Annotated in this window: 18 protein-coding genes; 8 read left to right on the top strand and 10 right to left on the bottom strand. The window is 69.9% G+C overall.

The window, feature by feature from the left end; genetic code table 11:
• Positions 1 to 42: 42 nt before the first annotated feature.
• The 3 genes from OG194_RS47035 to OG194_RS47025 all read left to right on the top strand — a co-directional run bounded on the left by OG194_RS47035 (position 43) and on the right by OG194_RS47025 (position 6,189).
• Positions 43 to 789 (top strand): MBL fold metallo-hydrolase, encoded by a 747-nt coding sequence (locus OG194_RS47035; protein ID WP_327406876.1) that lies wholly within the window; start codon positions 43 to 45, stop codon positions 787 to 789.
• Between the two features lie 304 nt (positions 790 to 1,093).
• A complete protein-coding gene (locus OG194_RS47030; RefSeq protein WP_327406875.1) occupies positions 1,094 to 2,584 on the top strand; it encodes an MFS transporter in 1,491 nt (496 codons plus the stop codon).
• A 395-nt stretch (positions 2,585 to 2,979) separates the two neighbouring features.
• Entirely contained in the window at positions 2,980 to 6,189 is a 3,210-nt protein-coding gene (locus tag OG194_RS47025; RefSeq protein ID WP_327407424.1) for a TIM-barrel domain-containing protein, read from the top strand.
• A gap of 84 nt (positions 6,190 to 6,273) precedes the next feature.
• Here the strand turns inward: OG194_RS47025 and OG194_RS47020 are convergent, their stop codons facing one another.
• The 3 genes from OG194_RS47020 to OG194_RS47010 form a co-directional block, all read right to left on the bottom strand.
• On the bottom strand, positions 6,274 to 7,869 hold the full coding sequence (locus OG194_RS47020; RefSeq protein WP_327406874.1) for a flavin-containing monooxygenase: 1,596 nt from the start codon (positions 7,867 to 7,869) through the stop codon (positions 6,274 to 6,276).
• A 2-nt stretch (positions 7,870 to 7,871) separates the two neighbouring features.
• Positions 7,872 to 8,336 carry a cupin domain-containing protein gene (locus tag OG194_RS47015; protein WP_327406873.1) on the bottom strand — a complete coding sequence of 155 codons (465 nt, stop codon included), beginning with the start codon at positions 8,334 to 8,336 and terminating at the stop codon, positions 7,872 to 7,874.
• Positions 8,337 to 8,452: 116 nt separating this feature from the next.
• Positions 8,453 to 9,238, bottom strand: coding sequence for an IclR family transcriptional regulator (locus OG194_RS47010; protein WP_327406872.1), 786 nt, complete (start codon positions 9,236 to 9,238; stop codon positions 8,453 to 8,455).
• Positions 9,239 to 9,336: 98 nt separating this feature from the next.
• Between OG194_RS47010 and OG194_RS47005 the strand changes: the two genes are divergently transcribed.
• The 5 genes from OG194_RS47005 to OG194_RS46985 all read left to right on the top strand — a co-directional run bounded on the left by OG194_RS47005 (position 9,337) and on the right by OG194_RS46985 (position 14,789).
• On the top strand, positions 9,337 to 10,119 hold the full coding sequence (locus OG194_RS47005; RefSeq protein WP_327406871.1) for an SDR family oxidoreductase: 783 nt from the start codon (positions 9,337 to 9,339) through the stop codon (positions 10,117 to 10,119).
• Positions 10,119 to 10,622: a cupin domain-containing protein gene (locus OG194_RS47000; RefSeq protein ID WP_327406870.1), complete on the top strand. Its 504-nt coding sequence runs from the start codon at positions 10,119 to 10,121 to the stop codon at positions 10,620 to 10,622. The genes OG194_RS47005 and OG194_RS47000 overlap by 1 nt, the downstream gene beginning before the upstream one ends.
• Complete coding sequence (locus tag OG194_RS46995) at positions 10,619 to 11,497, top strand: alpha/beta fold hydrolase (RefSeq protein WP_327406869.1); 879 nt, start codon at positions 10,619 to 10,621, stop codon at positions 11,495 to 11,497. The genes OG194_RS47000 and OG194_RS46995 overlap by 4 nt, the downstream gene beginning before the upstream one ends.
• Positions 11,494 to 12,429, top strand: a complete 936-nt coding sequence (locus tag OG194_RS46990) for a 2,3-dihydroxyphenylpropionate 1,2-dioxygenase (protein ID WP_327406868.1) — start codon at positions 11,494 to 11,496, stop codon at positions 12,427 to 12,429. Before OG194_RS46995 ends, OG194_RS46990 begins: the two co-directional genes overlap by 4 nt.
• A gap of 332 nt (positions 12,430 to 12,761) precedes the next feature.
• On the top strand, positions 12,762 to 14,789 hold the full coding sequence (locus OG194_RS46985) for an ATP-binding protein (RefSeq protein ID WP_327406867.1): 2,028 nt from the start codon (positions 12,762 to 12,764) through the stop codon (positions 14,787 to 14,789).
• Positions 14,790 to 14,803: 14 nt separating this feature from the next.
• Here the strand turns inward: OG194_RS46985 and OG194_RS46980 are convergent, their stop codons facing one another.
• The 7 genes from OG194_RS46980 to OG194_RS46950 all read right to left on the bottom strand — a co-directional run bounded on the left by OG194_RS46980 (position 14,804) and on the right by OG194_RS46950 (position 20,546).
• Complete coding sequence (locus tag OG194_RS46980) at positions 14,804 to 15,031, bottom strand: hypothetical protein (protein ID WP_327406866.1); 228 nt, start codon at positions 15,029 to 15,031, stop codon at positions 14,804 to 14,806.
• 73 nt (positions 15,032 to 15,104) lie between these two features.
• Positions 15,105 to 15,485: a hypothetical protein gene (locus OG194_RS46975; protein ID WP_327406865.1), complete on the bottom strand. Its 381-nt coding sequence runs from the start codon at positions 15,483 to 15,485 to the stop codon at positions 15,105 to 15,107.
• A 36-nt stretch (positions 15,486 to 15,521) separates the two neighbouring features.
• A complete protein-coding gene (locus OG194_RS46970) occupies positions 15,522 to 15,644 on the bottom strand; it encodes a hypothetical protein (protein WP_327406864.1) in 123 nt (40 codons plus the stop codon).
• A complete protein-coding gene (locus tag OG194_RS46965) occupies positions 15,641 to 16,273 on the bottom strand; it encodes a LysE family translocator (protein WP_327406863.1) in 633 nt (210 codons plus the stop codon). Before OG194_RS46965 ends, OG194_RS46970 begins: the two co-directional genes overlap by 4 nt.
• Positions 16,270 to 17,961, bottom strand: a complete 1,692-nt coding sequence (locus OG194_RS46960; protein ID WP_327406862.1) for an L-aspartate oxidase — start codon at positions 17,959 to 17,961, stop codon at positions 16,270 to 16,272. Before OG194_RS46960 ends, OG194_RS46965 begins: the two co-directional genes overlap by 4 nt.
• 130 nt (positions 17,962 to 18,091) lie before the next feature.
• A complete protein-coding gene (locus OG194_RS46955) occupies positions 18,092 to 19,768 on the bottom strand; it encodes a B12-binding domain-containing radical SAM protein (RefSeq protein ID WP_327406861.1) in 1,677 nt (558 codons plus the stop codon).
• 247 nt (positions 19,769 to 20,015) lie between these two features.
• Positions 20,016 to 20,546: a hypothetical protein gene (locus tag OG194_RS46950; protein WP_327406860.1), complete on the bottom strand. Its 531-nt coding sequence runs from the start codon at positions 20,544 to 20,546 to the stop codon at positions 20,016 to 20,018.
• Positions 20,547 to 20,572 lie beyond the last annotated feature (26 nt).

Here is a 20,572-nt window from a genome sequence, read left to right as displayed (position 1 = left end):
GACCACCTCTCACTGCCCCTCGCCATCCACGGAGCCCCGACCATGCCCAAGACCGCGGTCACCCGCATCACCCACAGCTGCCACCTCATAGAAATCGGCGGCCGCACCTTCCTGACCGACCCCTGGTTCAGCACCCGCCCCGGGTACTACCAGGGCGAGCCGATCGCCGTCGGCATCCCCGACCTGCCACGGCTCGACGGCGTACTGATCAGCCACGAGCACTACGACCACTGCGACTTGGAGGCCTTCGCCGCCTACCGCGACCGCGACGTCCCGCTGTTCGTCGCCGAGACCGTCGTCGAAGCGGCACGCAAGCACGGCTTCACGAACGTCACGGCCCTCGCGCCATGGCAGGAGGCCGAGGTCTGCGGCGTCACCATCACCGCCACGCCCGCCAAGCACGGCGTCTACGAGGTCACCTTCGTCCTGCGCGCCGGCACCGACGCGGTGTACTTCGCCGGGGACACCATGCTCATCCCCGAACTCGCCGACATTCCCAAGCGGTTGGGGCACATCTCACTCGCCCTGCTCCCCACCAACGGCCTGCACATCCGACCGGCCGGCAACAAGCAGGTCGTCATGAACGCCGACGAGGCCGCAGAACTGACCGCCCTCCTCAAGCCCGAACTGGCCGTCCCGCACCACTACGCCTTCACCAAGGGCTTCCTGGGCGACCGGCTCATCACCCACAGCGACAAAAACCCGCTGCACTACCGGGACGCCTCCCGCGACCTGGCTCCGGAGACCAGCGTCCGCATCGTCGAACCCGGCATCAGGATCGAGCTCTGACGCGTGCCCCATGATCGCCGTCCTGGACGCCAGGCCCGGCCATGAGGACGTCTTCCGCACCGAGCACGTCCACCGCTTGATCCGGCTCAGGCAACCCGCCACCGCCACAGCGTCACCCCGCCGAAGTACGAGCGAGCGTCGGCCGGCCCGCCTCCCCGCGCCGCCTTCCGGCCCATTCCGCAACCCGGTGACCGCCACGAAGCACCGACTCCCACGCCACACCGCGCCGTTGACGACCCGGACCGCCGGACACGCCGTACGCCAGCAACGCGGAACGCACCACCCCTGACCGAGGAGAACGAACATGCCGACGCACACACCCCTCCCCGACGACACCCGTCGGCGGGCAGGGCTCGTCCTCGCGGTGTGCTGTCTGAGTCTGCTGATCACCGCCCTGGACACCACCGCCGTGAACGTGGCCCTCCCCGCAGTAGGCCACGAACTGCACGCCCCGGTGAGCGGACTGCAGTGGACCGTCGACGGCTACACCCTCGCCGTCGCCGCGTTCATGATGCTCGCCGGATCCACCGCCGACCGGATCGGACGGCGCCGGGTGTTCCAGGCCGGACTGGCCCTCTTCACCGTCGGCTCGCTTGCCTGCTCCCTCGCTCCGAGCCTCGGCTGGTTGATCGCCTTCCGGGTCGCCCAGGGCCTGGGCGCCAGCATGCTCAACCCGGTCGCCCTGTCGATCATCACGCACGCCTTCCCCGACCCTCGCGAGCGCGCCCGCGCGATCGGCCTGTGGGGCACCACGGTCGGCCTGTCCCTCGCCGCCGGCCCGGTGGTGGGCGGCCTACTCGTCGCCTCGGCCGGCTGGCGCTCGATCTTCTGGATCAACATCCCGATCGGGATGGCCGCCCTGGTGCTCGCCGCGTTGTTCGTCCCCGAATCCAGAGCCACCGCGCCCCGACGCCCGGACCCGGTCGGCCAGATCCTCGTCGTCACGATGCTGACCTCCCTGATCTTCGCGATCATCGAGGGCTCCCATCAGGGTTACGGCAGCACCCTCATCATCGCCCTGTTCACCCTGGCCGCCGCAGCTGCCGTAGCGCTGCCCGTCTACGAGCGGCGTCGCCAACAGCCGCTGGTGGACCCGGTGTTCTTCCGCTCGATCCCGTTCACCGGCTCCTTCGTCGCCGCTGTCACGGCGTTCGTCGTGCTGTCCGGGTTCCTGTTCCTCAACACCCTCTACCTGCAAGACGTACGCGGTTGCAGCGCGCTGCAAGCCGGTCTGCTGACCGTGCCGATGGCCGCCGGCACCGCGCTCGCCTCGCCGCTGTCCGGACGCCTCACCGCCACGCACGGCCCACGCCCTCCGCTGGTCGCCGCGGGCCTGCTGATCGCCGTCGCCGCACTGACGCTGACCACGCTCACCCCGACCACGCCGTGGGCGACCCTGCTCGCCGCCTACGTCCTCCTCGGCATCGGATTCGGCCTGGTCAACGCCCCGATCACCAGCACCGCCGTGGCCGGTATGCCGCGCGCCCAGGCCGGGGTCTCCGCCGCGATCACCACCACCGGCCGCCAGATCGGCAACAACCTCGGCGTCGCGGTCCTCGGCTCGATCGTCACCGCCCGCACCCGCGCCCCTGGCGGACCCGGCCTCGCCACCGCCAGCCACCCGGGGTGGTGGATCCTCGCCACCGGCGGACTCGTCATCACGGCGATCGGCATAGCGACCACCACAGCCCGCGCCACCGCCACCGCAGGCCGGGTCGCCGCACGCTTTCCGGCCGAGACGACCGTCACAGCCGTGAGTGCCGTGCCCGCCGTACACGGCAGCGCCCAGACCTGACACAACATCAGTGCTGCGCTACGGCGTCCAGGGCGGCCCCTGGCTCCTGGCTCCTGGCTCCTGGCCACGCCGGCCACAGCAAGGTGCCGAACACCAACGCGCCTACCGCAGCGCGGAGTTCGGCGCCAGGGAAGTCCACGCCGTTTCCTTCCCGCCCAGGAACCCGCCCCGGTGAACCGATACGCACAGGAACCCTCAGCCGCGAGGGTTGACAACGATGTCGGCCAGGAGCAGATTCCACCAGGCGCAAACGGGAAACGGCACACCTCCACCACGGGCCCACGTGGCCCCACTCCAGGACGGAGCTGCCCGTGAGAAGACGATCGGCGTCACGCACCACACACACCCCGCGAAGACACATCACGGTCCTCGCCCTCATCAGCACCCTGGCCGCCATGCTCGTGACCGGCACCGGAGCGGCCTCGGCGCATGTCGCGACCAACCATCGCACCGCGTCGGTGACTTCGGGCAATGCCCGCTTCCAGGTACTGTCCCCGACCCTGATCCGCACGGAGTACGCGCAGGACGGAAAGTTCACCGACAGCGCGACGTTCAACGCGATCGGCCGCACCGCGTTCACTCCGCCCCCGTACACATCGAGTACGTCCAACGGCTGGCTGACCATCACCACGAGCGCGGTCACGCTCAAGTACCAGGTGGATTCAGGGCCGTTCGACGCGCAGAACCTCTCCGTGCACCTGTCGGCCGGCGGGTCGGCGGTCGACGCCAGCCCCTGGCACCGGCTCACCTGCGGCCTGGGCGCCCTGTGCGAGGCCGAGCAACTGCCCCACAGCGGGGCCGGTGTCGCCACGGACCACACCGGCTTCACCGGGTCCGGGTTCCTCGCCGGTTTCGAGGGGACGGGCGACTCCGTGTCGGCCGACGTCGACGTCAGCGCGGCGGGAACGTACACGCTCGACGCGCGCTACGCCAACTCCGTCGGCGGGGACGGCCAGAACACCAGCCGCACCCTCACGCTGACGGTGGACGGCGGCGCGAGCCGGACAGTGAGCCTGCCGACCACCGCCAACTGGGACACCTGGGGCCTGGCGAGCAGCGCGGTCCAACTCGGCGCCGGGCACCACACGTTGACGCTGACGAGGACCGCCACCGACTCCGGCGACGTCAACCTCGACAGCGTCGCCCTGGTGAACCAGGGCAGCGGCTTCCCGTCCACCTCCACGACCGCGATCACGAGTTGCGGATACGGCGTCACCTGCGAGGCCGAGGCCGGTCGCGTCTCGGGTACGGCGATCACCGCCACCGATCACGCCGGGTACTCAGGCAGCGGTTTTCTCGCCGAACTGAACCAGGGCGCAAGCGCGTTGACCCACGTTGTCGGCGTACCGGCCGACGGCACCTACGCGTTGCAGGTCCGCTACGCCAACGCCACCGGCCGCGACGGGCTCTACCAGACCCGTACGGCGACGGTGTCCTCCGGCGGCACCACGCAGACGCTGTCGTTGCCCGTCACCGGCACCTGGGACACCTGGAGCACCGCCTCCGTCCCCGTCACTCTCAAGGCCGGGGCGAACGACATCACCGTCGGCTGCCCGGACGCCGCGAGCTGCCATGTCAACCTCGACACGGTCTCCGTCACGGCGGCCAACTCCCCTGCCCCGCAACCGCACTTGGCGCTCGGCGGCTACCGTCGCAGCCTCGACGGCGTCGACGGCAACAACGGGGCGCCGGCCACCACGCCCGGCCTGCTGTACAAGGACGGCTGGTACCTCCTCGACGACACCGCCTCGGCCTTGTACGACACAGGCACCCACCAGGTCACCCAACGCCCCTCCCGCGGCGGGGCGCCGTACCAGGACGGCTATGTCTTCGGATACGGCCACGACTACCAGCGGGCGCTGACCGACCTGGCCACCCTCACCGGTCCACCCGAACTGCTTCCCCAATGGGCGTACGGCGTCTGGTACTCGGAGTACATCGACCGAACCGCCGCCGACTACGAGAACAGGATCCTGCCCGCGTTCCGCGCCGAAGGCGTGCCGCTCGACGTGCTCGTCACCGACACGGACTTCAAGTCGCCCAACACATGGAGCGGTTGGGAGATCGACCAGTCCAAGTTCCCTGATCCGAAGGGGTTCTTCGACTGGGCCGCGTCCCAGGGGCTGCACAACACGCTCAACATCCATCCGAGCATCCTGAGCAGCGACCCGCAGTTCGCGCAGGCCCAGGCGACCGCCAAGGGCAAGCTGCACAAGGGGGGTTGCGCGCCCGCCGCGAGCAGTGGTGCCGGTGACTGCTACACCTTCGACTGGGGCGACCCCGACCAGCTCAAGGCGTACATGGACCTGCATCAGACCATGGACCAGCAGGGCAACGACTTCTGGTGGCTGGACTGGTGCTGCGACGCCTCCCAGTCCTCGCTGCCCGGTGTCACCCCGGACGCGTGGATCAACCAGCAGTACGCGACGGACGCCGACAAGACGATCGGCCGGGGCTTCGCCGTCTCCCGTGCCTACGGCTCGCTCCAGGCGGGCGGTTACAGCGGCCAGCAGGGGCTGCCCACCGGACCGTGGGCCGACAAGCGCACCACCGTCCATTTCACCGGCGACACCTCCTCCACGTGGGGCACCCTGAAGGCCGAGGTCGGCTACACGCCCGGTGAGGCGGCCGCCACCGGCATGTCGGCGATCAGCCATGACATCGGCGGCCACAACGACACGACGAACCTGACCGGTTCGGAGACCTACACCGCCGACGGCACGACCCACACCACGCACAAGCTCCCCGACGACATGTACGCCCGCTGGGTCCAGCTCGGCACCTTCCAGCCCATCGACCGCCTGCACAGCAACCACAGCGACCGCCTGCCCTGGCAGTACGGCACGGCGGCCCGCGCCTCGGCCGACAAGTTCCTCAACCTCCGCGAGAACCTGGTGCCTTACACCTACTCCCTCGCGCAGCAGGCGAACACGACCGGCGTCCCGGTCACCCGCCCGATGTACCTCCAGTACCCCAACGAGCCGCAGGCGTACGCCACTTCGGGCAGCGAGTACTTCTACGGCCCAGACATGCTCGTCGCCCCGGTCACCACGCCCGGCACGACGGCGACGACCTCGGTATGGTTCCCGCCGGGCAGCCAGTGGACCGACTACTTCACCGGGCAGACCTACGCCGGCGGCACCACCCAGAACATCACCAACGGCCTCGACACCATGCCGGTGTTCGTCAGGGCGGGCGCCGTCATCCCGACCCGCACGCACGACGTCACCAGCAACGACAAGGACCCGCTGACCAAGGTCACGCTCACCGTCGCGGCGGGCGCCTCCGGTTCCTCCACCCTCTACGAGGACGACGGGACCACCGGCACCGGGCGCGGCCACAGCGCCGTCACGAAGATCCGGTACCGGGAGAACGGCACCCGGTACACGGTGACGATCACCCCTCCGACCGGAACCTTCCACGGCCAGGTGAAGACGCGGCAGTGGACCGTCTCCCTCATCGGCGCCACCGCCCCGAGCACCGTCCGAGTGGGAGGGGCTCAACTCCCCGCCCACGCCTACCACTTCGACAGTTCGACCCGCACCTTGACCGTCACGCTCCCGGCGCGGAGCGCGCACACACCGATCACCGTGACGTGCGGTTGACCGGCTCCGGCAAGTCCCCATGACCCCGTGGGCATGACGTTGAACCCCGGCGAGTTCCTCTCGCCGGGGTTCAACGCATCGGTGTCAGCCTTGCGTTGAGGACTCGGTCAGGCTCTCCGGCACCGCGCGCCCCGGCCCTGAACCCGAAGCCGAAATGCCCGCGCCGGGAAGAACGCTCGGCCGGTCCCGGTCTCCGGGCTCGATCGACGCCAGGCGCTTGAGCAGCGTCGGAGTCAGTCGTCTGTAGGCGGCCGGATCGACCGGGCCGAGCCAATGGGCCGCGCGGACCAGCGGGTTGACGTTGAGATCCAGGTCGCCGAGCACCTCGTCGGCGTTGTGCATGGAGAACGGGATGATCTTGGTGCCACGGCAGTGATGGGTGTCGGTGGCGATGTCCATGAAGGCCAGTTGCTCGACGACCGCTCGGCGCATGGTCTCGGTGTCGGGTGTCTCCACCGCGCCGGCGAGGTCGGCGGCGATCCACAGGGCGGCGATCTCGGCGTTGAGCGGGCTGAAGAAGGAGGAGTTGTAGCCGTTGAAGTACAGGCCGGGGATCCCGAGGGGCAGGATCTGGCGGTAGAGCATGAAGTTGCCGCGCTCGTCTAGCAGTTGCTCGCGCACCTTCTCGGGCAGGAACGGGACGCCCTGGGTGAAGCCGGTGGCGCAGACCACCAGGTCCGCGGGCAGCACGGTGCCGTCGGAGAGGCGGGCGGAGGGCTTGCCGTCCACGACGAGGAGTTGCTCGATGGTGCGGTCCCGGTGGACGGTGATGTCGCCCGCGGTGACGGCCTCGAAGAATCCCTCGGTCGCGAGGCCGATGGCGCCGCGCACGATGTCCTCCATCGTTCCCCGGGGCACGAGATCGAGCCGCTTCAGGCCGAGTTGACGTATCGACACGGTGCCGATGGAGTTGATCATCCGGCGGCGCAGGCCGTTGCCGGGGCCGTGCAGGAAGCGTTCGAGGCCGCTCCGCCGGATGTAGCGGAACAGCGCCTCGCCGAGCCGGGTGAGCAGCAGCATCTTGAAGTTCAGCCGGCCGCCGATCTTCCGCGGGACCTTCCACAGCAGCTGGCGCGCGATGACGTCGGTGCGGGCGGCGACGGCGCTGATCGGGACGGCCACGTCGCAGGCCGACTTGCCGTAGCCGACGACGAGGACGTTGCGGTCGCGGGCCTGTTCGGCGTCGTGGAACTCCGTGCCCGCGCACACCTGGCCGCCGGCCGCGGTGAACTCCGCCAGGCCGTCGAACCTCGGCACCGCCGGTTCGCAGAACACTCCATTGGCGACGACGAGTCGGTCGTAGGACTCCGTGCTGTGGGTGCCCGCGGAGTCGCGGTACTCGACGCTCCACGTGCCGTCGGCGGTCGGGCGGGCCGAGAGCACCTCGGTGCTCAGGCGCAGGACCGGTTCGAGTCCGAAGTGGGCGGTGTAGTCGGCGAGGTAGGACTGGATCCGGGCGCCGTCGGGCCACTCGGGGAAGTCCGCGGGCATGGGGAAGTCGGAGAAGGAGTACTGCGCCTTCGGGCTCTGTGTGGTGACGCCCGGGTAGCGGCGGGTGCGGCTCCACACGCCGCCGACGTCGGGGGTCTTGTCGAACACGTCCGTCCCGTGTCCGGCCTGGGTGAGCACCTTCGCGGTGACCAGGCCCGCGACACCGGCACCGATGATGGCGATCCTCATGATCAGGCGACCTCGGGCGGCAGTTGGAGCTCGATGCCGAAGTCGGCCATGATCTTCTTCATCAGCCCGATGTCCTTCGGGCCGGGCGGCATGTCCGCGAGCGTCTGGTAGTACGCCTCCAGGCCGGCCGGCGAGACGACGGAGATGACGCGCGACTCCTCCTGGTACGGGTTGCGGAAGGCGTGGATCACATCGCGCGGCAGATAGAGGTAGTCGCCGTGTTCGAGGACGAAGTCCTTGCCGCCGAGGTGCACGTCGAGCCGTCCGGCCAGACAGATGAAGGACTCGTCCTCACGGGTGTGCAGGTGCGGCGGCGGTCCGTCGGTCTCCGGCGGGACCGTGTACTCGAACAGCGAGTACGCGTCGTGTGTCGCGGCACCGTCCGCCTTGAGGGTGATGCCCAGCCCGATCGCCGCGATCTTGTGTCCGTCGCGGGAGGGCAGCATGTAGCCACCGCCTAGAGTCACCGTCGTCTCCTTCCGGTCGCCACCGTGGCCGACCGGCCACGGCGCTGGTCTGCTGCGCCCAGCGTGGGTTCGGCGCGGTCGGTGCGCAATCAAACGTCCCACCGGCTGGGACGATTTCAGCGGCGGGTGCTGTAGGCCCGGGAGGCGGCCGCGGCGGCGAGCCGTACGGCGGGCCCGGCCCGGTCGGCGCGGACCAGGGCGGTGGGCCCGGTGACGGACAGGGCCGCGGCGACGTCGCCGGACGGGCCGAAGATCGGGGCGGCGACGCAGCTCACGCCGATGTTGCCCTCCTCGCGCTCCACCGCCCAGCCCCTGGCAGGGACGGCGGTCAGCTCGCGGATCACGGCTTCCTTGGTGGTCAGCGTGCGCGGGTTGCGCGGCGGCGTTCCGGCATCGAGTACGGCGTCGATGGTCGCGGTCTCGCTGTAGGCGAGGATGGCCCGGCCCAGCGCCGAGCAGTACGCCGGGATGATTCCGCCGACCTGGGAGAGCATCGGCATGGGACGGTGGCCGGTGATCTTCTCGACGACCAGGATCTGCGCGCCCTCCAGGACACCGAGCTGCACGGTGGTCCTGGTCGCGCTGTGCAGGTCCTGGAGGTAGGGCAGGACGGCCTCGCGCAGTTCGAGGCGGATCGGGGCCAGGCTCGCGATCTCGAAGAGCCGGTTGCCGATCCGGTAGTGGCCCTGGGGTTTGTCCAGCCAGCCGAGCCGGATCATCCGGTCCGCGGTGCGGTGGGTGGTCGACCGGGGCAGCCCGCAGCGGGCCACGAGCGCGGAGAGCGTCAGCTCGCGGTGCGCCGCGTCGAAGGCGCCGAGGATCGCCGCCGCGCGCTCCAGACCGAAGGTCTCGGCCTTGCCGTCCCGCGCAGTGGGACTCGTCCCTTGTTCCCCGGGGGTCATGCCGGTCACGCTAAGGCTGTCCCTGCCCGGCGGACAAGGGGAAGGCTCGGCTGCCCCTGCCGGCGGGCGTGGGGAGGACTCGGGAGGATGCCAACATCATGCGGACAGCATTGGTCGGCGGCGGTGCGAGCGGTATCGGTCACGCGGTCGCGGAGCGCCTGGCGGGTTCGGGCGACCGGGTGGTGATCACCGGCCGGCGCGCCGAGGCCCTCGAAGCCGCGGCCGCCCGGCTCAGCCACGCCACGGGCGACGGCCCGGCGCGTGAGGTGCACGCCCTGGTGAGCGACATGGCCGATCCGTCCTCGGCCGTGGCGGCGATGGAAGAGGTCGACGACCGGTACGGCGGCCTCGACGTGCTGGTGCTCAATGCCGGTGGTCCGCCGCCCGGCGGGATCCTCGACCTCGACGACGCACGGTGGCGGGAGGCGTCCGAGCTGCTGTTGCTCGGCCCACTGCGGCTGGCGCGCCTCGCGATGCCGGGTATGGCGAAGCGGGGCTTCGGGCGGGTGGTTTTCGTGACGTCCACGGCGGTACGGCAGCCGCAGCCCGACCTGGCCGCGTCCGTGGTGCTGCGGTCGGCGGTGACGGCGGCGGCCAAGCTGCTCTCCCGTGAGTTCGCGGCCGAGGGCGTGACCGTCAACTGCGTTGCCCCCGGCGCCACTTCGACCGAGCGGCGGACGCAGATCCTGACCAACCGGGCACGCGCCGCACACCTCGGGTTCGACGAACTCGACGCGCAGGACCTGGCGCACATTCCGGCCGGGCGGGCCGCGCGACCGGCGGAGATCGCGTCGGCCGTGGCGTTCCTGGCCTCCGACGAGGCGGCGTACATCAACGGGACCGTGCTCACGGTCGACGGCGGAAGGACGGAGACGATCTGATGGCTGAATCGGGACCTCGCTTCACCATGGCCGATTTCCTCGGCTCGATCCAGGACACCGTGCGGCCCGGGACGGCGCGGCCGGTCGTCGTGCACGCCGACGAACTCGCGCCCCTGCCGGCCGACCAGGTGCACAACCCGACCGTGCTGGCGATCGCCGGGCTGCTGCCGACGGCCTCCTTCGAACTCTTCCGGCAGACCATCCCGGCGGGTCTCAGCTCGGACATGCAGCGCCACCATCACGAGACGGTGCACTTCGTCATCAGCGGGCGCGGCCACAGCGACATCGAGGACGACACCGAGCCCTGGGCCACCGGCGACTTCATCTACACCCCGCCCTGGACCTGGCACCGCCACTACAACGACTCCGACACCGAGCCGGTCGAGTTCCTCACCATCGAGAACTCCCGTCTGCTGAACCTGCTCGGCGTCGGCCGCCGGCAGAGCGCGGGCCTGGTCACGGTCGCGGAAGCCCGCGCACGATTCAAGGAGGAGCAGGCATGAGCCCGTTGCCCACCCACATCGGCATCTGGGGCGAACTGTCCGACGTGGAGCATGAGTTGAGCTTCGTCGATGTCGCCGGTGTCCGTACGCGGGTCCTACGCGCGGGGTCCGGCCCCGAGCTGATCCTGCTGCACGGCACCGGCGGACATCTGGAGGCCTACGCCCGGGACATCGCCGGGCTCGCCGCCGACTTCCGTGTCACGGCCTACGACATGGTCGGCCACGGTTGGTCCGACCTCCCGGACCGGCCGTACACGATCGACGTGCTCTCCGATCATCTCCTGGGCCTGATGGACGCGTCGGGGATCGAGTCGGCGCACCTGTCCGGCGAATCGCTCGGCGGCTGGGTGACCGCGTGGACCGCCGCGTACCACCCCGAGCGCGTCGAACGGCTCGTGCTCAACACCCCCGGGAACATCGCCAACAAGCCCGAGGTGATGGTCCGGATGCGCGACAGCACCCTGGCCGCCGTCAGGGACCCCAGCGACGAAACCGTGCGCCGCCGCGTCGAGTTCCTCTTCCACGACACCTCGATGGTCACCGACGAACTGGTGAACCTGCGCCGCGCGGTCTACGGCCGCCCCGGCTTCCTGCGCGCGATCGAGAACACATTGGTGCTCCAAGACCCCGACGTACGCAAGGACTTCGCCTGGGACCCGGCCTGGGTCGGCCACATCACCGCGCCCACGCTGCTGTTGTGGACCGACCACGACCCGACCGGCGGACTCGACGAGGCGGCGATGCTCCAGAGCTGGCTGCCTGACGCCCGCCTGCATGTCATCGCGGACGCGGGCCACTGGCCGCAGTGGGAGAAACCCGCTGAATTCCTGCGCGCCCACCGGGACTTCCTCCTGCTCGAAAAGGACCCGGCATGAGCGAGATCCTCGGCCTGGTCGCCATGTCCCACTCCCCGTTCGCCACCCTGCTGCCGCCCGACGGCCCCGAGCAGCCCGGCGGCCGGTTCCTCGCCGAGGCGGCCCGGCTCTCCCGGACGGTCGCACGGTTCGCGCCCGACGCGGTCGTGGTCATCGGCCCCGATCACTTCCACGCGAACTTCTACGACGCGATGCCGCCGTTCCTCATCGGCGTCGAACACGCCGTCGGATTCGGCGACTTCGGCAGTCGGCCCGGTCCCCTGCCGGTCGCCGGTGAACTGGCCTGGTCCGCGTACGACGGGCTCACTCGCGCGGGCTTCGACCTGTCGCTGTCGTACTCGCTGACCGTCGACCACGGGCTCGTGCAGAGTTACGAGATGGTGTGCGGCGGCACCGACATCCCGATGGTGCCGCTCGTCGTGAACACCGCCGCTCCCCCGCTGCCGACCATGGAACGCTGCATCGACTTCGGCCGGGCGCTCGGCGACACCCTGCGCGGCGACGGCGCCGCCGGCCGGGTCCTGGTCATCGCGAGCGGCGGGCTCTCCCACTGGCTGCCGACGAACGACCCGCGCGATCCGGCGATGGCCGAGGACCGCCGGCACTCGGTGATCCACGGCCGCGAGGACGCCCAAGCCTTCGCGGCCGCACGTGAGCCCCGGGTCCGGGCGATGGGCGGCGACCCGCACGCGCACGTCAACAGCGTGTGGGACCGCTGGTTCCTCAAGCAGTTGGGGACGGGAGAGGCCGAGCCGGTCGCGGCCCTCGGCGACGCGGGTCTTGAGGAGCAGGCGGGCAGCGGCGGGCACGAGATCCGTACGTGGCTGATCGGGCAGGCGGCGGTACGGGCGCCGCTGGTGTGGAGCGCGTACGAGCCGGTTCCGGAGTGGATCACCGGGATGGGGATCGGGGCGACGTTCGAGGTGGAGTGAGGGGCGTGGTCGTCGCGTGGTCGAGTGGGAAGGTGCGGGAACTGCCCGCCGGTCAGCGGAAGACGGAGGAATCACGCTCCGAAAATCCGTGCCCGCATCCGCACGTCTCAGCGACTGCCGGGCCGTTCCGCCTTGCGCAACAGCCCGTTGTCGAAGGTCCCCGAGCGCCCGCCGAATCGATACACCCGCCACAGCACTTCACTCCGCCGGCCACGGCACCCGACCGATCGAATAGTTGCCAACTCCGATCACTTGTGACCGTTTTCAAGGAGAGGGTTTAGCCCCTCGTCCGGGCCGTGCAGGATGGGACCGTGTCAGGCAACCTCCCAGTGATGACGACCAGCTTTGTCGGCCGCGACAGCGAACTCGACACAGTCAAAACGGCGTTGGCGCAGCGGCGATGCGTCACGCTCACCGGTGGTGGCGGGGTCGGGAAGAGCCGGCTGGCGCTGCGCGTCGCGGAGCAGATCCGGGGGCAGTACGCCGACGGGGTCTGGTGGATCGACCTGTCCAACCTCTACGACGACAGGTTGTTCACCGCGACCGTCTGTGACGCGGTCGATCTCCTGGACCACAATCCGCGCGCCCCGGTCGAGGCACTGTGCGAGTGGCTGACCGGCCGGCAGATCCTGCTCGTCTTCGACTGCTGCGAGCGCGTGCTGGCCTCCTGTCTGCTTCTGATGAGCGAACTCCTGGCCGCAGCACCGCAGTTGACCATCCTCGCCACCAGCAGGCAGGCCATCGGGGTGCGGATCGAGCACCGTATCGAGGTGGCTCCGCTCTCCATGGACGACGGTGACGACGGTGGAAACGGCGACGCCGTACGGCTGTTCCGCGAACGCTGCGCCACGAACGCGCCCGCGCTGTCCCTGGACTCCCCCGGCTCGGCCGAAGCCGTCTCCGTCATCTGCCACCGCCTGGAGGGAATCCCGCTCGCGGTCGAACTCGCCTGCGCGCGGCTGCGGGAGAGCAGCCTCACGGAGATCGCCGAGCGTCTCGGATCACGGCTCGACACACTCGTGGACGAGACGGTGTGGCCCAGGCGGCACCGGGCGCTTCGTACGGCGATCGGCTGGAGTCATGAACTGTGCTCTCCGCTGGAGCGGTTGCTGTGGGCCAGGCTGTCCGTCTTCCGCGGTCCCCTGGACCTGGCCGACGCGCAGTCCGTCTGCGCGGGCGGCCCGCTCAGCGCCGACGACATCCCGTGGCTGATGGAGCGGCTGGTCGACCAGTCGGTCCTCCAACAGGCAGGCGACCGCTACCGGATGCTCGACACGCTGTGCGAGTACGGTGCCATGTGGCTCGCGGAACTCGGTGAGAAGGACACCCTCGCCCGGCTCCATGCCGAGCACTTCGCCGCCATGCTGGCCGAGGCGGAGGCCGGTTGGCTCAGTGACCGGCAGGTCGCCTGGTACGCGCGGATCTCGGCGACCCACGCCGACGTACGCGCCGCGCTCGACCACCTCATCGAGGCGGATCCCGACGCCGCCGTCGAGATGGCCGGCCGCACCGGCCTGTTCTGGCCCTGTTGCGGGCATCTCCACGAGTCCCGCGACTACCTCGAACGCGTCCTTGCCCTCGACACGCCCAGGGGCCCGTCCCGCACCCGCGCGCTGTGGGCCCTGGGGATCACGCTGGCCCTCCAGGGCGACCACCCGACCGCCCTGCGTATCGGCGAGGAGTGCACCGAGGCGGCGCGCGAGGACGGCACCCCGCAGTCCGAGCTCTTCGCCGCCCACACCCTCGGCCTGACCCACCTCATGGCGGGCCGTCCCGAGCTCGCGTACGACGTGTGCGACCGGGCGCTGATCGGCCACGGCACGTCGCCGCCGTCGGGAGCGCCGCAGCTGTGCTGCATGGTGATCCGGACCTTCGCCCACTCCGCGCTGGGCCGGCTGGCGGAGGCCTACGAGGCGGCCATAGCCCTGCGCCGGCTCAGCGTCCGGTACGGCGAGCACTGGGCGCGGTCGTACGCGTTCCACCAACTCGCCTTCATAGACCTTCTCCAGGGCCGCGCGCACGACGCCGAACTCCATGCCCGGGCCATGCTCACCAGCAAGCACAACCTCAACGACAACCTCGGCATCGCCCTCGCGCTCGACCTCCTCACCGGGGCGAACGCGGTTCAGGGCAATGGCATCGCGGCCGCGCGGACCTCCGGCACGGGGAACACGTTCTGGCGCATGCTGGGCCACCCGAACCACGGGACCCCGGAACTCTCCGAGGTCCGCGACCAGTGGGAGTCGCAGGCCCGCAAGTCGGTCGGCGACGACGCCTACGACAAGGCCTTCACCAACGCCCTGAACGACGACGCGGAACAGGGCCTCGCCCTGGTGATGCAGGGGCCGCTTCCGTCCTGACCCGCGCCAGAGGCTCAGGAGGGGGTTTCAAGGGGGCCGTCTCCCTGGTCCCCGGGCGGCGCGGAAGAGGACCTGAAGGCGTCGGCGATCGTCGCGTACTGGGTGGCGAGGTGCAGGTCGGGGCCGCCAAGGGTGTCCGCGCTCTTGTAGCGGAACACGCCGATGGCGTCCTCGGTCTGGGGCAGATCAGCGGCCCCGCCCGGCTGTCGCGATCGCTCCCGAGGCCGTTTGTCCTGTGCCATGCGGACCCCCCTTCCGCGGAACATCATGGCGGGACGGAAACGGCCTCGGGAATTGCGGCCCCCTGAATACGGGTCAGGCGTAGCAGTGCGGGCCGGTGTCGATACGGATGCCGGTCACGTTGCCGTAGCCCCGGTGGTACAGGGAGGCCTGGCGTCCCGGTTCGGCGCAGCTGGTGTAGCCGCTGCTGTAGAGGAAGTACACGGCGCCATGGTGCCGGGCGTTGTAGACGTAGGTGACGTCGGAGCGACTGAAGGTCTGCCAGTAGGGCGTGACGTCTTTGTAGGCGCCCACCATGACCTGGTGGGGTTCGTACACGCAGACGTACGGATTCCTGCATCCGTCGAGCGATGACGGCGAGGCGTGAGCTGCCGTTCCGGCGGCCAGGGTCGACCCGATGACCAGAGTGGCCGACGCGCAGAGCACGGCGAGCCGTTGCACAAGACGATGACGCATGTTCTTCTCCCCCTTGTTGGACGAACGACGAGCACATCAGTGACCGGTCGCCAACAGGAGGGCGTGCGGGGGTGGTTCGGAGGTGTGCGTTCGGGGTGCGGCCGCCCCCGCGCCCTTCTGCACGCCCGTGCCGTGCGGAAGGTGTTGACGGTTCGTCACGCCTGCGACTGGTCCGTCGCCAGCAGCAGGGCCAGCATGCCGAGCGCGGATCCCGTGACGTACCGCTGTACCCGCAGCCAGGCGGGTCGCGCGGCGAGGAACTCCGACAGGGTGCCCGCGGCCATGATGATGACCAGGTTCGCACACACGCTCACGGCGACCTGGATGCCGCCGAAGGCGAAGCCCTGGAGGAGGACGTGGCCCGCCCGGGTGTCCACGAACTGCGGGATCAGCGAGAGGTACAGCAGGGCGATCTTGGGGTTGAGGAGGTTCGTGACCAGCCCCATGGTGAAGAGCCGACGGGTGGAGGTGTCCGCCAGCTCGCGCGGGGCGAAGACGGATGCGCCGTCCGAGCTGAAGGCCTGCCAGGCCAGCCAGCCCAGATAGGCGGCGCCCGCGATCTTGAAGGACGTGTACAGCGCGGGGACGGTTCGCAGCACGGCCATCAGGCCGAGGTTCGTCACCACCACGAAGACCAGGGCGCCGACCGCGACCCCGAGCAGCGACACCACCCCGGCGCGGCGGCCCTGGGCGATGCTCCGCGAGACCATGTACATCATGTTCGGCCCGGGTGTGATCACGACGCCGAGGGATATGGCGGCCACGCTGATCCCGTTGTCCAGGTTCATCGCGGGTGCTCCGCGCCGGTGTCGGAAGGCCGTGTTCCACCCCGGCGAACGGGCTTCCAGGCGAGTTTCCCGGAGTCCTGCACGACCGCGTTGCCGGTGATGTGAGCGGCCGTCGAGGGAAAGTCCTCGCGGTGGTGCGCCCCGCGCGACTCCTCGCGGAGCAGCGCGGACTCGACGATCAGCCGCGAGGCCAGCAGGAGGTTCTCCAGGTCCAGACACGTCTGCACCTGGCCCGCCGCCCGAGGCCCGGAGGCGATGTCCAGCTTCTCCCGGCGCTCGTCCAGCGTCGCGATCGTCTCGGTCATCGCCAGGAGATCGCGGGCCGTACGGATCGGGCCGGCCTTCAAGTACATCTCCCGCCGCAGGAGTTGGAGCAGGGCCTCGGGGCAGGCGCCGTCCGGGGAGACGTCCATGCGGTAGGGCCCGGTGACCCGGATGTGCTCTTCCTTCAACCCCGTACCGGCGCCGAGGGTCGCCGCATGCCGACCGGCGATGCGGCCGAAGACGAGGGCCTCCGACAGGCCGTTCCCGCCGAGGCGGTTGGCGCCGTGGACGCCGCCCGCGGTCTCGCCCGCGGCGTACAGGCCGGGAATCGTGGTGCGGGCCGTGCTGTCGGTCCGGACTCCGCCCATCAGGAAATGGGCGGTGGGACGTACGGCGAGTACCGACGCGTCCACCGATCCGAATCCCGGCCTGATCAGACAGAGACGTTCGTACAAGGCCGGATAGCGCTCCGGTATCAGATGCGCGCAGGCACCGAGATCGAGCTGGACCGTGCCGTCCGGGAAACCGCGCCCCTCCACGATCTCGCGGTAGGCACCCCGCGACACCTTGTCCCGGGTGGCCTGTTCGCCCAGCGGGTCGTACCGCAGCATGAACCGCTCGCCGTCACGGTTGAGCAGGGTCGCCCCGTCGAACCGTACGGCTTCCTCGACGGGCATTCCGTCGTACGTCGGTACGTCCGAGGCGAGCCCGGTGGGATGGAACTGGACGTACTCCATGTCGACGGCCTCGGCTCCGGCCCGCAGGCCGAGGGCGAGACCGTCGCAGGTCTTGTCCGTGGAGGCGGCCGACGGTGCGTACATCGAGGTGCCGCCGCCGTCCGCGAGGATCACGGCGTCCGCGGCGATCTCCAGGACTTCGAGGCTCTCGACGGACAGCGCCTCAAGCCCGCGTACGGTTCCGTCGGCGTCGAGCAGGATGTCCGTGGCCCGCAGCCCGGAATGGACCTCGACGTGGCCTTCCTGGACGAGTCGTGCGAGTCGTTCGCCGAGCACGCGCTGGATGTGGAAGCCGAGCCGGTCCTCCAGGTGGACGGCGCGGGGCGCGCCGTTGCCGCCGAACGGGCGGGTGGCGAACCGGCCGTCATTGCTCTTCTCGAAGCGCAGCCCGAGGCCTTCCAGCCATTCCACCAGGCCCAACGCGCCCTCGCAGAGCGTCCGTACGATGTCCTCGTCGCCCGCGTACGCGCCACCCGCCAGGGTGTCCTCGATGTGGGCCGCGACGCTGTCGTCCGGCGCGACGGCCGCGTTGAAGGCATGGGTCTTCCAGGTGCAGCCGCCGGCCGAGGCCCAGCGGTGCCGGGCGTGCTCGTAGACGGCCTTCGTGACGAGGACGACGTGGGCGCCCTCGGCGGCGGCCTCGACGGCGGCGGCCAGGCCCGCGCCGCCGGCGCCGACGACGATCACACGAGGGGCCCACGCTGCGGGTACGCACGTCGTCCGAGCCGTACTCACGGGCGTATGCGCGGTCGTATTCGCGGTCATGTTCACTGCCTTCTCCACCGGTGTCGTCGCCCTCTTGAGCCCGTCGCCGGTGTCAGAGCTGGGCGCAGATCTCGTCGAGCAGTCGTCGTTCGGCCGCCTCGTCGTCGTCGACTCCGCCGAGCATGTAGCCGCCGAACTTCATGTGTCCGCGCTCCCGGCCGAGGGCGATGACGCCCCGGCCGACATCGGCGATCGCGGCTTCCACGTCGGCGAGTTCGACCTCGGTGTTCTCGTGGACGTACAGCTCGGTGAGGCGCCGGGCCTGAATGATCTCGCCGTGCGCGGCGCGCACTTCGGGGTGGGAGCGGAAGCTCTCCCAGTACATGCGCGAGCCCGGGATCACACCGGGCGCCGCGACCGAGACCGTGGTGATGGTGTCCCGATAGGTCTCCGCGAGGGAGAGCCAGGAGTCGACCTCTTCGTGGAGTTGCTTGCGGGTGGTACCGGGCAGGCCGAGGATTCCCGAGGCGTAGATCTTGTAGTCCAGTTCCTGGGCCAGTTCGAGTGCCTCGTAAACCCGGTCGGGTCCTTTGTTGATGCCCTTGGAGTCGCCCTTGAGGAGTTTGGGGTCGAATGCCTCCAGGCCGACGTTCCACGTGCGGACGAAGCCCTGGCACAGCTTGGCCGACTGGAGGAACTCGAAGACCAGGCCGTAGGCGAGGAGGAACCGGTGGTCGCGGAGTACCGGTGAGGCGGCGCAGCGTTCTGCGAGTTCGTCGAGGTAGCCGATGTCGCCGGACCACTGTGCGCGGGAGAACCCGAGGGTGGAGTCACCGGCGGCGTAGACATTGGCGCCGAGGCCGCCGACCGCCTTTTCGAGTGCGGGAACGATCGTGTCCATCCGGGCGAACTTCGGGGTGAGCCCCTGGATCGAGCAGTGTTTGCACCGGCGTCCCGGGCGCGTTCCCCAGGTGCAGCCCGCGTCCAGGGGGAGAGTGACCATGCGCTTCAGGTCGTAGTGGTGCGCGTACCAGACGTCGAACGCCTTGTCGTAGTACCGCTCCAGTTGGTCTTCGATGAGTGTGTAGTCGGGGAGCCTGCGGCGGTCGAGTGGGTAGGTGGGAGCGGGCTGGTTCACGACCCCGAGGTGTTCGCGATAGGCGAGGGACGGGACGCGTTTCAGGTCGAGTTGGCCGCGTAGCGCGTACAGGAGGCCGAGCATGGTGAAGGGGCCGTTGTTGCCGGTGCTGACGAAATCGACGAGCCGGTGGCCGTAGTGGCCGGTGAGTATTTCGCGATGGAGGATTCCCGCGTGGTCGTTGCCGAACACGACGACCGCGTCCGGGTTCACGCGCTTGATCTCCGCGGCGACGATGAAAGCCCACAGTGCGGTGGCGGTGTAGACGGTGAACGCGGCCACGTCCGGGGGGTCCGCGGCGATGGCGGCGCGTACGTCGTCCCACGGGACATGGCTCAAGTCGAGGTATTTCCAGGAGAGTTCGGGGAGGTACCGCTCCTGGTAGGTGATCATCTCGACCAGGCCGGAGTGGGGGTAGACCGTCCCCTCGTTCCGGTACCGCTCCTGGCCGTCGACGCCGTCCACGAGGGCACCGCCGCCGGAGTGGCCGCCGCGGTGGGCGGAGGTGAGCGGCAGGGCGAAGTACCAGACGGACAGGGCGGCGGAGCCGGAACCCGGACCGGGTTCGGGGCCGGTACCGCCCGGCGGCGGGAACTCCCACTGGAACCGACCATCGATGCCGACGACTTCCTCCGCCGGTTCCAAGCTCATCTCCACGACGTCTCCCACCACAGTCGGTACCAGGAGCGCCCCAGCGTCATCGCCCTCTGGCGGCCCTGTCACCCGCGGTTCCGCTGAGCGGACCGGCCACGGCGGGGTTGCCCGGCCCGCGCATCGGGCCCGCCACTGGTACCTTCGACAGCGGGGAACGGCACCGCTCGTAAAGGCCCCGGGCCCACAACTCCCGCTGCGGATCGTGCCCTTGTGGGTTTGCGGCCCGGCGCCAGGCGCCGTGACGTCAGTCGTTCTCGCATGCCTTGGCTTTGAACTCCGCCACGGGGACGGTGACAGCGGATTCGTCGCCGTTGTCCGAGACGTCGTCGTAGCGGACCGTTCCGGGCGTGAGCCGGTCTCTGTCGGTCAGAGTGAAGGAGACGTTGCCCGATGACCATGAGTTGTCCTCGGTCCAGCCGTAGAGGTCATAGGTGGTCCCGGCAGTGAGCGGTTCGAGAGGTCTGGTCGCGGTCCAGCCGGCGGAAGGAGAGTCGAGGGTCCAGGTGGCGAAACCGGCCGTGAGGGAGCGGTCGGCGGTCCACGAACCGACCGTCACCTCTTTGTCGACGTCGGTGCTGTCCACGTAGAGGGTCGCGCCGTCGATGTGATGCCCGCAGACCATCATGATGCCGAGCAGATGGCCGTCGCCGGTCACGGAGATACCGGCCACGGCATCGACGGGCACCGTGCATCCGGAGGTTGCGGCCAGGGCCACTCCGATCGCGAAGGCGCTGCCGATGCGCCGGAACACCGGCCACGAAACGTTCCACCGCACAAGGCCCCCTCGGATCTGCCCCACCG

The organism is Streptomyces sp. NBC_01288, from assembly GCF_035982055.1.
GTDB lineage: Bacteria > Actinomycetota > Actinomycetes > Streptomycetales > Streptomycetaceae > Streptomyces.
The sequence above is the reverse complement of the archived record's forward strand: the minus strand, read 5'-3'. Positions and strand labels throughout refer to the sequence as shown.